Origin of the sequence: Pseudovibrio sp. M1P-2-3 (assembly GCF_031501865.1) — a bacterium.
Taxonomy (GTDB): Bacteria; Pseudomonadota; Alphaproteobacteria; order Rhizobiales; family Stappiaceae; genus Pseudovibrio; species Pseudovibrio corallicola.
In genome coordinates this window covers 182,830-199,685 of record NZ_JARRCW010000002.1, presented here as the reverse complement: position 1 = coordinate 199,685, position 16,856 = coordinate 182,830, and the positions used below count along the sequence as shown (strand labels likewise).

Here is a 16,856-nt window from a genome sequence, read left to right as displayed (position 1 = left end):
ACTTCAAAGCATGTGTATCCAGTTAGTTAAGCTTAATCGATGGGATCCAGCCTTTACAAGAGTATAGCTGAGTGGAAAACATCGGCTATAATATTCATACTGCCTTCCTTTTGGATTGATCGCTCAGAGCGCGATAACTTCGTACATTGCGTGACCATCAAGGGAAGACTACAGCCATCCCGTTTACCCACTTTTCATAGGCTACACCGTTTTGGTGTGGAGCTCAAAAGCCATAACAGTATATGGATGAAAACGGCTGCGCTTTCGTTTTGCTTCCAGAACATCATACTGGCCAGACAAAAGATACCAGATGGTACTGTTCTGTAAGCGTTGTTCCGGCTCCATCTTGACAAAAGTGCAGCTTTCAAGGTGTGGTCATAATACTGGTAACGCAAAGAGGAGCTGCTCTGGTTAATGGCAGGTCCCCCTCTAAGGTGCTCAGGTTCTGTATGGCCTCATCATACGATCAAGGCATCGTCGGTCAGACTTCTGAGTTTAATCTCACCGTCGTATAGGCCATCGCGGCCGTCCACTTCACTTAAGGACCGCTCACCGCCGTAAAGGACGTAGGTTTCACCTGAATTGAACTCAGGATCCCCAGCAGGGTCACCAAAGGGAACGCCAATGAGAATGTCATCAACACCATCGTTGTTCACATCACCTGCGGTTGAGACGGTGAGGTTCGAAAAGTCAAATTCATTGACAGGGTCTCCGGTAAGTACATAGCCTTCGGTGCCATTGAGCGAGCCTAAATCAAAGTTGGCATCGAAGTCGCCTTCCGTGGTGGTGTCTTTGCCAAACACCAGATAAGCCTCATCAGCGCTTTCTGTCGCTATGAGGATATCATCAATGCCGTCCCCATTCACATCCCCGGCGGAGGAGACATTTTCTCCGGAATTGTCAGATTCATTTTTTCCTGTGAGAGCAAAGCCATTGCTGCCATCCAGATCACTCATGTTCATGCTTGCCGAAAAGTCACCTTCATCAGCAGTATCTTTACCAAAGACAACATAAGTTACGCCAGTGTCATGAGTAACGCCAGTGTCATAGGTTACGATAGGGTCTCCAGTGACAACTTTGTTTGCAAGCCTTGATCCGATCAAAAGATCGTCAATACCATCCCCATTCACATCGCCAGCAGACGCCACAGATGCTTCATAGAAGTCATATCTATCAATCCCTTTCAGGATAAAACCGTTGCTGCCATCCAAGGAGTCGAGTTCAGGTTGATCGTTGACGTTAGCTGCATCCTGACCAAACACGACATATGTTGTGCTTGTGCTAGAGCCGCGGAACTCAACGATCGCAATATCATCAATACCATCTCCATTCACATCGCCAGCTGATGAAACCAAATCACCTACATAGCCTCCATAGAAGCCTCCTGCATTGAGAGCGTAGCCATTACTGCCATCCAGTTCATCAAGCATAATTTCCTGAGTATACGATGTAGATCCGAATACGACGTATTGCTTATGAGAGTCTCTTGAAGGTCCTATTTCTTCGATTAGAAAATCATCGATCCCGTCTTCATTTACATCACCAACGCCAGCAACAGATGCTCCCGTGCGGTCTCCGCCACCGGCTCCGTTCACCACAAAACCATCTTGGTTTGTGACTATGTCGTGGAGTTGAAGCTGTGAAGCAAACTCTCCGTCAATGGTGGTGTCCTGGCCAAAAACAACATATGTCTTACCAGCGGATGTCACTCCATTGGGGTCTGCACCTATTGCACCGATCAGGATATCATCGATGCCATCACCGTTCACATCGCCCGCATTGGAGACCGCCCCCCCAGACGCGTCATTAGCGCCCCAATACACAGACTTGTGATAATGGGCCCCTCCCAAGACAAAGCCGTATTTCTGGGGGCCACTTTCTTCATTTGTAACAGAGACCGTCACTGTGCTTGTTGTAGAACCTCCATGGCGGTCTGTTGCCATAACTTCGATCTGAATGTCGCGGGTTTCTCCGTTTGCCAGATTCTGGAAGTCTGTTTCAGGGTTAAAGCTCAATAGTCCGCTGGAGGGGTCAACTGTTGCACTACCTTGGGAAGGGCCAGTCGCAATGGAATAGATCAGGGAAGATCTGTCATCATCATGGTCAATATCATCGGCCAGAACCGTAAGGTCAAAGGTGACCGGTTCACTTCTGTCTGTGACAAAGTAGGTGGCATCCTGCAGAGTGGGGTCATCATTGATACCCACAACCGTCACAGTCACATCATTTATGGCATAAGCACCGTGTTGATCGGTTGCTGTCACTTCAAACACAAACTCCCGGGTTTCTCCGAGTGACAGTTCGGTGAAGCCATCACCCGGATCATAAGAGAGCTGTCCATCTACAATATCAAGTGTTGAGCTGACTATTGCCTCAGGGATGTCAGTGAGAGCGTAGCTCAGGCTAGACCCATCATCATCGCTATCGATATCATCTCCAAAAGGCGTCATATCAAACGTATCTGGTGAGCCCACATGGACCGTGAAGCCTGCCGCACTTAATGTGGGGTCATTATTGTAGGAAAAACGATCATCGATCATGAGACCCAGCTTGATATCACCATCGGCAACACCATCCAGCTCGTCAAAGCTTGCAAGTAAGTCTGCTCCGCCATAGACAACATAAGTACTGCCAGAGCCGTCATTCGTTCCGATGAGAATATCGTCAATTCCATCGTTGTTGAGATCTCCAGCGGCAGAAACGGAACGCCCGAAGAAATTCTCCTCAGGCAGCCCTTTCAGCACATAGCCATTGCTTCCATTCAGTGCTTGCAGATCAAACGTCGCCCCATACCCTCCTTGCGTGGTAGTATCCTTGCCAAAGACGAGATAAGTTTCGCCCGCTAGGATTTCGCCGCCAGGGTCAGCCTGCATTGCTCCAATCAACAGGTCATCAATACCATCGCCATTCACATCTCCAGCAGAAGCTACAGAGGCTCCAGCCAAATCAAAATAATCTGCACCTGTTAAAGCAAAGCCGTTGGTGCCATCGAGGCTTTCGAGATCAATGGAGGCGGCAAACTCCCCCTCCGTGGCGGTGTTTTTACCAAAGACAACGTAAGCCGCACCCGCTTCAATATCGCTCTTTAAGGCAGCAGATGGTGCTCCGATCAGGATGTCATCAATTCCATCACCGTTTATGTCTCCGGCAGAGGAGACGGAAAAGCCGGTCAAGCTCTGTGCTTGGGTACCGTGTAAGGTAAAGCCATTGCTACCGTCCAGGGATTCGAGGTCGAAATTGTCCGCAAAATTACCTTCTGTGAGCGTATTCTTACCATAGATGACATGGGCGACCCCCACATTTGCACTTGAGGGCGAGTCCCAGCCCGGAGCTCCAATGAGGATGTCATCAATGCCATCCCCATTCACATCTCCGGCGGAGGCCACGGAAGTCCCCGCTTCATCTCCAGAATATGCCCCACTTACGGTAAACCCATTGGGTCCATTCAATGTACTCAGATCGTAGCTGGCACCAAAGGAACCTTCTTTGCCAAATACCACGTAAGTCTCGCCTGCATCTGCGTTGCCATTGCCTGCGGCTTGCGGAGCTCCAATGAGGATGTCATCAATGCCATCACCGTTCACATCTCCGGCCGAGGCAACTGAATACCCAGCTTGGTCAAGTGTATTCACACCTTTCAAGGCGAACCCGTTCTGACCATCTAAAGTACTGAGATTCAGAGTGGGCGCAAAGTTCCCCGTGGAACTTCCGAAGACCACATAACTTTCTCCTGCTTTGTCCTGACCATTAGGATCTGCATACCGTGCCCCAATCAGGATGTCGTCAACCCCGTCCCCGTTCACATCTCCTGCGGAGGAAACCGAATAGCCGGAATTGTCACCCGCAGAGGCCCCTTCCACAATAAACCCGTCTGTACCATTCATATAGGAGATCACATTTGAAACTGTCCAAAACTGACCTTCGCTCTGCGTATCCTTGCCGAATACAACATAGCTTTCACCGGCTCCACCGTAACCAATATCGTTAGCGGCCATAGCGCCGATCAGAATGTCATCAATGCCATCGCCGTTCACATCCCCCGCAGAGGCTACTGAATATCCAAAATCATCCCCATTACTTGCTCCTCCAATGCGAAGGCCATACGGAACGAACGCGGTTAAGCCCAGACTCTCAAGGTCGTAGCCTGCATGTTCCAGCACCTCTTCCACTGAAAATGTTCCATCCTCAAACTGAAAGTTCTCGATGAAATCTTCATCCAGATGGTCGAGCTTTCCGTCATTGTTGCTGTCAACCAAAGCGTTTTTAATATAAATGCCATTTGGGTTTGATGGATCACCGATTTGGTCAGGGAACGTAATATTGATATCGGTCCCGTCAACCTCGATCATCCAGTCAGTCGCGTTGGCACCATTACTATTAACCAACTCATACTGAAGATAAACAGTATCTACGCCCTCACCATTGTCCTCGATGATTGTCTGACCCCAAGAACTGCGATGAACGTAGACATCATCACCGTCATTGCCGTGGGCACGGTCGATACCCGCTCGGCCTTGCAATTGGTCGTTTCCATCGCCGCCAAAGATAACATCATTGCCAGATTTTGCGTTAACATTATCATCTCCAGAACTCCCGATAATTAGATCAGGGTCAGCTCCAGTACTGGGAGCTCCTGACCCAACCTGCAACTGGTGAATAGAGACACTTGTTTGGCTCTTTATGTCCATTATGAAAAGTTCATCCGTACCGGTGATAACAGTAGAACCGTCGTCGCCATCACTGCTGTCAATATCGGTGATCAGGACGCCATTGCCATCAGGGGTAAGTGTCAAGCTGTACCCCGTGAGATAATCTCCCGTCAGAACTACGGGCAGGACCTCTTCAACGGTGACATCAAAGGTGTACTCATTCACGCCGCCCTTGCCATCGGACACGGTATAGGAAAAACTGTCGGAGCCAAAGAAGTCGGCATTGGGGGTGTAGCTGTAACTGCCATCACTGTTGACGGTAACCGAGCCGTTGGTGGGCGATATGTTGCCAGCTGCGTAGCTTACCGTATCGCCATCTGCATCAATGGCGGCAGGTAGAGCGCCATTCAAAGGAACATCTTCCTGAGTGAATGCTGCTCCATCACTTGCCTCAGGGGCTTTATTCCAAGTACCATTAAATTGGTTATAGCCTTCTTGTGCCAGAAGCGCATCAAGGGTGAGTGTTTGGTCATTGAACTGGAAGAGCTCAATCACATCTTCGTCCAGACTGTTCAATTGGCCATCTGAATTACTGTCAACGAGGGCATTTTTGACAAAGACACCTTGCGGATCCGACACACTACCACGATCTGTATAGATGATATTGAGGTCAGTGCCTTCCACATCCAACCGCCAGCTGTCACCTGTTCCCAAGCTCCGGTCTGAGGCAAGGCTACCAAGAAAGGCTGTATCCTGCCCCTCTCCATTGTCTTCAATTATCATTTCCCGCCAGCTGGCGTAGTGGATGTACCTGTCATCCCCTTCATTGCCATAGTAGCGATCGATACCACCGTTGCCGCGCAGGGTATCATTGCCAGCCCCTCCAAACAGCAGATCCCAACCGCCCATGGCATCGATAGTATCATTACCACCGCCGGCGATGATCAGATCCCATGAAGCACGCCCTTGTGAATCTACGGTGTCATAGGTTTGCGTATCATCACCCTCCGTATTCGTCCGGATATAGATCTCGCGGTCCTGTATGATCAACTCATCATCCAGTGCAACCTGAGTGACGCCGTCGTCTCCATCAGAGCTATCGATATCGGTGATCTCAATACCATTGGCAATACCACTCCCATCGGTAAGGACAGAGAAGCTATAACCGGTCACATAATTGCCCGTGAGCACGATAGCCGGTTTTTCTTCCACAGTTACTGTAACGTTACCTTGGGAGGCCAACGCGCCATCTGTCGCAGAATATTGGAAGGTTTCAGTGCCGATAAACCCGGCTGTAGGCGTAAAGGTTAAAGTGCCATCCGGGTTTTCTGTCACTGTGCCGTTGTCAACGCCGGAAGTTCCGAGGAGAAGCAGATTATCGCCATCAAACTCCAGATCGTTGGACAGAACATCAATGGTCACACTTTGCTCTTCAATGGTTGTGGCACTGTCGCCAATGGCGATGGGCACATCATTGACGGGCGTAATGTTGATGCTCACACTTGCCGTGTCCGTTCCGCCATTGCCATCGGAAACCGTGTAGGTGAACGAACCTAGACCATTAAAGTTCAACCCACTGTCAAACTTGATGGTTTGAGCCTGCGCATCGAGAGAAACAGCTCCGCCCGATGCTCCGGAAACAGCGGAGATGGTGAGCTCGTCATTGTCCGCATCACTGTCGTTGGCAAGCAGCTCATCAAAGGTAAGGACAAGGTCGGTGTCCTCCAAAATCGTACGGCTTTCTCCGGTGGCGACAGGATTATCATTCACCGACGTTACCGTCACTGAAACGGTCCCTGTATTCGTCTGACCACCACTGTCACGAATGGTATAAGTAAAGCTGTCAGAGCCATAGAAGTTGGCATCTGGCTGGTAGACGATATCAATGCCATTTAAAATGGCCACACCGTTGGCTGGATCGGATACGGAGACCAGAGAAGGTCTGCCGTTGTCCACATCGCTGTCATTGGCAAGCACATCAATGAAGACAAAATCATTCTCGGCTACAGTGGCAGTGTCGGCTGCGGCAATCGGCTTGTCGTTCACCGCAGTAATGGTCAGGTCATAGGTGTAGGTGTTTGCGCCGCCATTATCATCGGAAACTGTGTAGCTGAAGCTGTCAGCGCCGAAGTAGTTCAGGTTTGGCGAATACACAAATGTACCATCTGTGTTGATGTTGACCGAGCCATTACTTGTACCTGTGGCAAGTGCGTAAGTGATCTGATCTCCTTCTGCATCCGTCGCGGTGGGCAGTACACCGTTCAAATCATTGTCTTCTGCAATGGTTGCGGAGCCATTGCTGGCCATTGGGGCATCGTTTTCTGGAAGAATATCCAAAGTGGCCACGGCAGAAGCCGTAAACTCTCCATCTGATACGGTGTAAAGGAAGGCCACATCCGTATCATCATTCAAGTCAGGAGTGTAGGTCCATGTGCCATTGAGGTTGTCGGTGAGTGAACCGCCGCCAGATTGAATGTTCAAACTGGTCAGGAGCAATGGCCCTTCCACGTCACTGGCACCAGCCAGCAACTCCGTCGCCGTAATCTGTCGGCTTCCATCCTCAGCCATAGTCCCAAGAGTGAGGGCTGTGGCCACAGGGCGATCATTATCCGCCGTGATTGTGAGTGAAACCGTAGCTGTTGAGCTGAACTCTCCATCCGAGACCGAATAGGTGAAGCTGTCAGAGCCAAAGAAGTTGGCATTGGGGGTATAGGTATAAACCCCCGTAAAGGTGTTCAGATCCAGCTCACCATCGCTTGGTCCGGTTGCCAGTGCATAGGTCAGGAAAGGACCATCCACATCCGTTGCAACAAGGTTTCCTGCAAAGGTCACATCCTCCAGTGTGGTGCCGGAACTATCTTGCGCCACAGGCCGGTCGTTTTCAGGTTCCACGAGCACCGAGACAATAGCGGAATATGTGACAGGGACGCCGCTGGTATCAGCTGCGTCCTTGAAGGTGTAGGAGAAACTATCCGATCCAGAGAAGTCAGCATCTGGGGTATAGGTGAGCGTTCCATCTCCATTGTCGGTTACGGTGCCATTGTTGGCCCTGCCCACACTGTCTATTTCGGCGGTTACTCCAAACTGGATAATGTCGTTCGTCAAAGGACTAAACGTGGTCCTACCATCCTCAGCCACTGAAATAGCATCGTTCACAGCCCCCATATTAAAGTCAGGAGACCCCTCAATGGGTTCAATACCAATAATGGTACCATCGCCAACACCGGGTGCGCCGATGATAGGGGTGACAATAACGGCATACTCTTGCCCCATCTGTTCAAAGTCCAGATTTTGCAGGGACACAGACTGCCCATCAGGGAAGTCAATGATAACTGAGCCAGAGCGGAAAACAAGATCATCATAGGTAAAGCTGGCTTGCCGTACCACGAGGATTTCACCCTGTTCAAAATTGGTGATGATATCTCCATCCAGCTCGTCAAGGGTGCCTTCGTAAATATCGGTACCTTCCCCACCATCAACCAGATCGGCTCCCAAGCCAGAGTGGATCACATTGTCTTCACTGTTTGCGATAATCGCCTCTGCGCCTTTGGAACCAATAATACTCGTGGCACCGTCCTTACCGCTCACGACAGGGAGCACCTCGACAGTAACCGTGGCCGTATCCGTTCCACCGTTCCCATCAGAAACTGTGTAGGTAAAGCTGTCGGTACCTGTAAATTTGGAGGTTGGGGTATAGGCAATCCTTCCATCGCCGTTAATTGCAACAGCTCCCGATTTGCCTTGTGTAATTTGTGAAATGCTCAGAGTTTGATTGTCATCCACATCACTATCATTATTCAGCGCATTAATGGTGACAGTACCCCCTTGGGCAACACTGGCGCTGTCGTCAATGGCAAGAGGATCATCATTTACAGGAAGAACATTAATGGTCACGTTGCCATACACATTGGGATCATTAAGATCTCTAGCAAGCAAGCGGTACTCAAAACTGTCTTGACCAGTAAAGTTCTCATTAGGGGTGTAGATGTAGTCATGTCCCTGAGAGTTAGTAATCAGATCTATGGTACCGTTGGTTGGGAGCACAGTGATTGATGTTACGTCCACCAAGTCCCCTTCCACATCGTAGTCATTGGCCAAAATGAGGGACTTCACATTAATGCTTGTGTCCTCATTCACCGAAATAACATCATCCACGGCCCGCGCATCATCGTTAACGGGCGTAATGCTGAGGGTGAAGGTTTGGGTTGGCGAGGTCGCCCCCTGAGCATCAGTCGCTCGCACCTCTATGTCGAAATCACCATTGAAATCCTGCGGCGGGGTACCGGAAAAGTCTCCAGTTACAGAATTGAACGTCAACCATTGCGGCAGCGGTGCGCCGCCGGCAATTGTTGCCTCCAGCCCCAGCTGACCAAAGATCGGTCCGCCGGTTTCAGCATCGGCAAAGGCAAAACTACCAATATTAAAGGCGACCGCTGTATCCTCTTCAAAGGATTGGTTGCCAATTGGGGAGAATACGATGGGGGCATCATTGGTGCCACGCACTTCAATAACCAGCGGCTGCAAGGCGGGTAGCGCAGTGCCATCAGAGACTTCCAAGTCGAACTCAATACGGAAGATGTCACCTTCTGCCAGATAGTCAAAATAGGAGGTATCGCCGTTAAAGGTCCAGTTAAAGGCGGCTGGGCCACTACCGCTCACGGTGGCTGAGGAGTCAATACTCAGCATATTGCTTAGTTCAGCAATAAGGGAGGGTGAGTTCTGAAGCGTCCCATTGTCATAGACGTTACCTCCCACAACACTTAAGGATAGTGTATCGCCCAGATCCGGGTCATTCACCTGCACCGCCCCGTTCAAGGTCATGGAGGTGTTGTTCTCGGTGAGTTCTTGCGGCACAAGTGGCTCAAATTCGGGCGCATCATTTACGGGAAGAACATTAATGGTCACAGTGCCATATGTGTCTGGGTCGTTGGGATCCCTAGAGAGGAGGCGGTAAACAAAGCTGTCCTGACCGGTGAAGTTTTCGTCCGGCGTGTAGGTGTAATCATGTCCTTGAGGCGTTGAAATCAGTTCTATGGTGCCATTGGTTGGGAGCACTGTGATTGATGTGACGTCCACCAAGTCCCCTTCCACATCATAGTCATTGGCCAAAATGAGAGACTTCACATTAATGCTTGTGTCCTCATTGACTGAAATATCATCATCCACGGCCCGCGCATCATCGTTGACGGGGGTAATGGAGAGGGTGAAGGTTTGGGCTGGCGAGGTTGCTCCTAGTGCATCCGTCGCACGTACCTCTATCTCCAGATCCCCGTTGAAGTCCTGTGGCGGGGTGCCGGAAAAGTCTCCGGTCTGGGAGTTGAACACCAGCCATTGCGGTAGCGGGGCGCCGCCAGCCAGCATCGCGTCCAGCCCCAGCTGACCAAAGATCGGTCCGCCGGTTTCAGCATCGGCAAAGGCAAAACTACCAATATTAAAGGCGACCGCTGTATCCTCTTCAAAGGATTGGTTGCCAATTGGGGAGAATACGATGGGGGCATCATTGGTGCCACGCACTTCAATAACCAGCGGCTGCAAGGCGGGTAGCGCAGTGCCATCAGAGACTTCCAAGTCGAACTCAATACGGAAGATGTCACCTTCTGCCAGATAGTCAAAATAGGAGGTATCGCCGTTAAAGGTCCAGTTAAAGGCGGCTGGGCCACTACCGCTCACGGTGGCTGAGGAGGCAATACTCAGCATATTGCTTAGTTCAGCAATAAGGGAGGGTGAGTTCTGAAGTACCCCATTGGAATAGGCGTTACCTCCCACAACACTCAAGGAAAGTGTATCGCCCAGATCCGGGTCATTCACCTGCACCGCCCCGTTCAAGGTCATGGAGGTGTTGTTCTCGCTCAGGTCCACACGGTCCAGTGGTTCAATCTCTGGTGCATCATTGACCGGACGCACCTCCACTGTGAAGGTGTACTCATTCACCCCGCCATTACCGTCGGACACGGTGTAGGAGAAGACGTCGCTGCCGTTAAAGTCAGCGTCGGGGATATAGGTATAATCACCAAAGGCGTTGATGGTCACAGTGCCGTTGCCGGGTGCTATGCTGCCCACGGCGTAACTCACCGCATCGCCGTCCACATCGGTTGCCCTGGGCAACAGGCCGCTCAGGTCTCTGTCTTCGTCGATAACATCAGAGCCGTTTTCTGCCACTGGCGCATCATTGACCGGCGTAATGGAGAGAGTGAAGGTTTGCTCCGCTGAGGCACCTTGCGGATCTTGCGCTTCTACGCGGATCTCGAGATCGCCACTAAAGTCTTGCGGCGGTGTGCCCGTGAACTCACCGTTTTGATGGTCAAACATCAACCATTGTGGCAGCGGGGCACCATCGCTCAGCCGGGCATCCACGAACAGTTCGTCAAAGATCACGCCATCGTTTTCTGCATCAGAAAAGGCAAAGTCCCCAATGTTAAAGGCAACCGCCGTGTCCTCGTCAAAGGCTTGGTCTCCGATCGGCACAAACGCCACCGGCGTATCATTGGTGCCTTGGATTTCAATCTGCAAAATCGTGAAGGTGGACGCGATGCCGTCCGAGACTTCCAGATCGTACTCAATGCGGAAGTTGTCGCGCTCCCCCAAATAATCAAAATAGGCGGGATCGGCGTTAAAAGTCCAGTTCAAGGCTGTGGGGCCGCTGCCGCTCACGGTGGCCGAGGATACAATATCCAGCAGTCCCAGCAGCTCGGCGGCAAAGATTTGCTGATCTACACGCGATCCATTGTTAAAGGCATTGCCGCCCAAAACGGTGACCGACAGCGTATTGCCCAGATCCGGGTCATTCACCTGCACCGCCCCGTTCAAGGTCATGGAGGTGTTGTTCTCGCTCAGGTCCACACGGTCCAGTGGTTCAATCTCTGGTGCATCATTGACCGGACGCACCTCCACTGTGAAGGTGTACTCATTCACCCCGCCATTACCGTCGGACACGGTGTAGGAGAAGACGTCGCTGCCGTTAAAGTCAGCGTCGGGGATATAGGTATAATCACCAAAGGCGTTGATGGTCACAGTGCCGTTGCCGGGTGCTATGCTGCCCACGGCGTAACTCACCGCATCGCCGTCCACATCGGTTGCCCTGGGCAACAGGCCGCTCAGGTCTCTGTCTTCGTCGATAACATCAGAGCCGTTTTCTGCCACTGGCGCATCATTGACCGGCGTAATGGAGAGAGTGAAGGTCTGCTCCGCTGAGGCACCTTGCGGATCTTGCGCTTCTACGCGGATCTCGAGATCGCCACTAAAGTCTTGCGGCGGTGTGCCCGTGAACTCACCGTTTTGATGGTCAAACATCAACCATTGTGGCAGCGGGGCACCATCGCTCAGCCGGGCATCCACGAACAGTTCGTCAAAGATCACGCCATCGTTTTCTGCATCAGAAAAGGCAAATTCGCCAATGTTAAAGGCAACCGCCGTGTCCTCGTCAAAGGCTTGATCGCCGATTGGCACAAACGCCACCGGCGCATCATTGGTGCCTTGGATTTCAATCTGCAATATCGTGATGGTGGATGTGGTGCCGTCCGAGACTTCCAGATCGTACTCAATGCGGAAGTTGTCACGCTCACCCAGATAATCAAAATAGGCGGGATCGCCGTTAAAGGTCCAGTTCAAGTCGGTGGGGCCGCTGCCGCTCACGGTAGCTGAGGACGCAATATCCAGCAATCCCAGCAGCTCGTCGGCAAAGGTTTGCTGGTCCACACGCGTGCCATTGTTAAAGGCATTGCCGCCCAGAACGGTGACCGACAGCGTGTCGCCCAGATCCGGATCATTCACCGGCACCACCCCGTTCAAGGTCATGGAGGTGTTGTTCTCGGTGAGTTCTTGCGGTGTAAGTGGCTCAATCTCTGGCCGGTCGTTGATCGGGCGCACGTCCACGGTGAAGGTGTATTCATTCACCCCGCCATTGCCATCGGACACGGTGTAGGAAAAGGTATCGGTGCCGCTAAAGTCCGCGTCGGGGGTGTAGGTATAATCACCAAAGGCGTTGATGGTCACAGTGCCGTTGCCGGGCGCTGTGCTGCCCACGGCGTAGCTCACCGCATCGCCGTCCACATCGGTTGCCCAGGGCAGCAAGCCGCTCAGGTCTCTGTCTTCGTCGATAACATCAGAGCCGTTTTCTGCCACTGGCGCATCATTGACCGGCGTAATGGAGAGAGTGAAGGTTTGCTCTGCTGAGGCACCTTGCGGATCTTGCGCTTCTACGCGGATCTCGAGATCGCCACTAAAGTCTTGCGGCGGTGTGCCCGTGAACTCACCGTTTTGATGGTCAAACATCAACCATTGTGGCAGCGGGGCACCATCGCTCAGCCGGGCATCCACGAACAGTTCGTCAAAGATCACGCCATCGTTTTCTGCATCAGAAAAGGCAAAGTCCCCAATGTTAAAGGCAACCGCCGTGTCCTCGTCAAAGGCTTGGTCTCCGATCGGCACAAACGCCACCGGCGTATCATTGGTGCCTTGGATTTCAATCTGCAAAATCGTGAAGGTGGACGCGATGCCGTCCGAGACTTCCAGATCGTACTCAATGCGGAAGTTGTCGCGCTCCCCCAAATAATCAAAATAGGCGGGATCGGCGTTAAAAGTCCAGTTCAAGGCTGTGGGGCCGCTGCCGCTCACGGTGGCCGAGGATACAATATCCAGCAGTCCCAGCAGCTCGGCGGCAAAGATTTGCTGATCTACACGCGATCCATTGTTAAAGGCATTGCCGCCCAGAACGGTGACCGACAGCGTGTCGCCCAGATCTGGATCATTCACCGGCACCACCCCGTTCAAGGTCATGGAGGTGTTGTTCTCGGTGAGTTCTTGCGGTGTAAGTGGCTCAATCTCTGGCCGGTCGTTGATCGGGCGCACGTCCACGGTGAAGGTGTATTCATTCACCCCGCCATTGCCATCGGACACGGTGTAGGAAAAGGTATCGGTGCCGCTAAAGTCCGCGTCGGGGGTGTAGGTATAATCACCAAAGGCGTTGATGGTCACAGTGCCGTTGCCGGGCGCTGTGCTGCCCACGGCGTAGCTCACCGCATCGCCGTCCACATCGGTTGCCCGGGGCAGCAAGCCGCTCAGCGTGCCATCTTCCAGAACGGTGGCCGAGCCATCGCTGGCCTCGGGCGCATCATTCACCGGGGTGAGATCCAGCGTGGCGGTGCTGGAGGCATCCAGCTGGCCATCGCTCACCGTGTAGGCAAAGGTCACCGCGCTGTCGTCATCGGCAGCCGGTTGATAGGTCCACGTGCCATCGCCATTGTCATTCAAGCTGCCGCCGCCGGACTGGATCGTAAGGCTGGTCAGGCTTAATGGGTCGCCGTCCACATCACTGGCCCCGGCCAGCAGCTCGGCGGCCACAATCAGGCGCGAGCCGTCTTCAACCATGGAGCCCAACGACACAGCGGTGGCCACAGGCCGATCATTGACGGTGGTGACGCTCAAGCTCACGGTGGCTGAGGCTTCAAGCGCGCCATCTGAGACCGAATAGGTGAAGCTGTCGCTGCCGTTATAGTCAGTACCCGGCGTATAGGTATAGGCCCCGGTGAGCGCATCCAGCGTGATAGTGCCGTTGGCAGGTCCGGACAGCAGAGCAAAGGTGAGCGCCGTGCTGTCAATATCGCTGGCGCTCAACGTGCCGGAGACGGCGGTATCTTCTGCAGTGGTTTGCGCACTGTCGGCGGTGACCGGCGCATCATTGACCGCACTGACCTCAACCGTGAAGGTATATTCGTTTTCCCCGCCGTTGCCGTCAAAGACAATGTAGGAGAACGTATCGGTGCCGTTGAAGTCAGCCACCGGGCTATAGGTATAGCTGCCGTCAGCATTGATGGTCACCGCGCCATTTGCAGGAGCCGTGGTGCCAGCGCTGTAGCTCACCACATCGCCGTCCACATCGATCGCTGCGGGCAACGCACCGCTCAGCGTGTCATCTTCCAGGACGGTGGCCGAGCCATCGCTGGCTTCCGGTGCATCATTCACCGCTGTAAGATCCAGCGTGGCGGTGCTAGAGGCGTCCAGCTGGCCATCGCTCACCGTATAGGCAAAGGTCACCGCGCTGTCGTCATCGGCAGCCGGTTGATAGGTCCACGTGCCATCGCCATTGTCATTCAAGCTGCCGCCGCCGGACTGGATCGTAAGGCTGGTCAGGCTTAATGGGTCGCCGTCCACATCACTGGCCCCGGCCAGCAGCTCGGCGGCCACAATCAGGCGCGAGCCGTCTTCAACCATGGAGCCCAACGACACAGCGGTGGCCACAGGCCGATCATTGACGGTGGTGACGCTCAAGCTCACGGTGGCTGAGGCTTCAAGCGCGCCATCTGAGACCGAATAGGTGAAGCTGTCGCTGCCGTTATAGTCAGTACCCGGCGTATAGGTATAGGCCCCGGTGAGCGCATCCAGCGTGATGGTGCCGTTGGCAGGTCCGGACAGCAGAGCAAAGGTGAGCGCCGTGCTGTCAATATCGCTGGCGCTCAACGTGCCGGAGACGACGGAATCTTCTGCAGTGGTTTGCGTACTGTCGGCGGTGACCGGCGCATCATTGACGGGATCGACGGTGACGGTAAAGGTGTATTCGTTCTCGCCGCCATTGCCGTCGGACACGGTGTAGGAGAAGCTGTCGGTGCCGTTGAAGTCAGCATCGGGCGTATAGGTGTAGCTGCCATCGGCATTGATGGTCACCGCGCCATTGGCAGGCGCCGTGGTGCCAGCACTGTAGCTCACCGCATCGCCGTCCACATCGGTCGCAGCGGGCAGCGCACCGCTCAGCGTGCCATCTTCCAGGACGGTGGCCGAGCCATCGCTGGCTTCCGGTGCATCATTCACCGCTGTAAGATCCAGCGTGGCGGTGCTAGAGGCGTCCAGCTGGCCATCGCTCACCGTATAGGCAAAGGTCACCGCGCTGTCGTCATCGGCAGCCGGTTGATAGGTCCACGTGCCATCGCCATTGTCATTCAAGCTGCCGCCGCCGGACTGGATGTCAAGGCTGGTGATTATAAGGGGATCCCCCTCGGCATCGCTCGCTCCGTTCAAAAGCTCTAGGGCCGTAATGAGACGGGTTCCATCTTCCTTAAGGCTGCCCAGGTCAACGGCGGTGGCGGTAGGCGCCGTATTCCTGTCATCTAGTACAACTTCAATTTCTTCAAATGAGTGAATTTCAATGCCGAGACTAGACAGCATGCCGGAAGAGGATCCGGTGCTATCGATCATAGATTGGAAGTGGTTTAGATCAGCTTGAAATGCATCTGACTCATAAATGCTTTGAGAGACCACCAAAACAAGCCTGTCCCACCCAGAACCTCCATAGTAAACATCGAGGGCATTCAAGTTATCAGCTTCAATGTGAATGACCGTGTCATCACCTTTACCGGTGAGTACAACATCATCCCCATCGCCGGCATCCACGGTGTCATCACCGTTGCCGGTGAGAACCACATCGTCCCCGTCGCCGGCATCCACCGTGTCATCGCCTTTACCGGTGAGCACAACATCGTCCCCATCGCCAGCATCCACCGTGTCATCGCCTTTACCGGTGAGCACAACATCATCCCCATCGCCAGCATCCACGGTGTCATCGCCTTTACCGGTGAGCACAACATCATCCCCATCGCCGGCATCCACGGTGTCATCGCCGTTGCCGGTGAGCACAACATCGTCCCCAGCCCCCGTATCCACCGTGTCATCACCATTCCCAGAGACAACCAGATCATTGGAATCTGTTGTGGTAATTGTATCGTCTCGATTGGAACCAATGGTAATAGACATTCTCGTATTCCTGCATTTTGGGTTTTATCTCGCAGCGAAACCGGAAGGACTGGGGGTAAGGTGTATCACTTACCGGTGCTACTGATGATGATCGATGGCGATGGCGTATTTCAGTTTAGATTAAAGGAGTGTTTGTCGTCGTCGGCCGTAGCGAAGATCTGGGATAAATCGGGGGAACTGCGAGCTTGTACGAAGTCGTTTGAAGAAAAATTTATGACGCTGACAGCGGCGGAGGACACCTGCCGTAAAGTTACTTATGCTTTGGTAAAAAGCAGTGTCACCTAAGGCGCTATCTTGCTTGACGTTCTTTAGTAGAGTTCGCGCTCTACACAATCTTACATCCATTGCTCCGTCCTTCTCATAGTAACTGACCTTACGTAAGTGATCCGTAAAATACATATGAAAAGGACTGATGGCGCCGTGCTGTGGTCGTGCAAGAAACCTAAATTATCTGTAATAATAATA

At 52.9% G+C, this 16,856-nt stretch carries 1 protein-coding gene; it reads right to left on the bottom strand.

All coding sequences use genetic code 11. The features are described from left to right. Positions 1–458: 458 nt before the first annotated feature. Positions 459–16,391 carry a tandem-95 repeat protein gene (locus P6574_RS21360; protein ID WP_310622361.1) on the bottom strand — a complete coding sequence of 5,311 codons (15,933 nt, stop codon included), beginning with the start codon at positions 16,389–16,391 and terminating at the stop codon, positions 459–461. Positions 16,392–16,856: the final 465 nt, after the last annotated feature.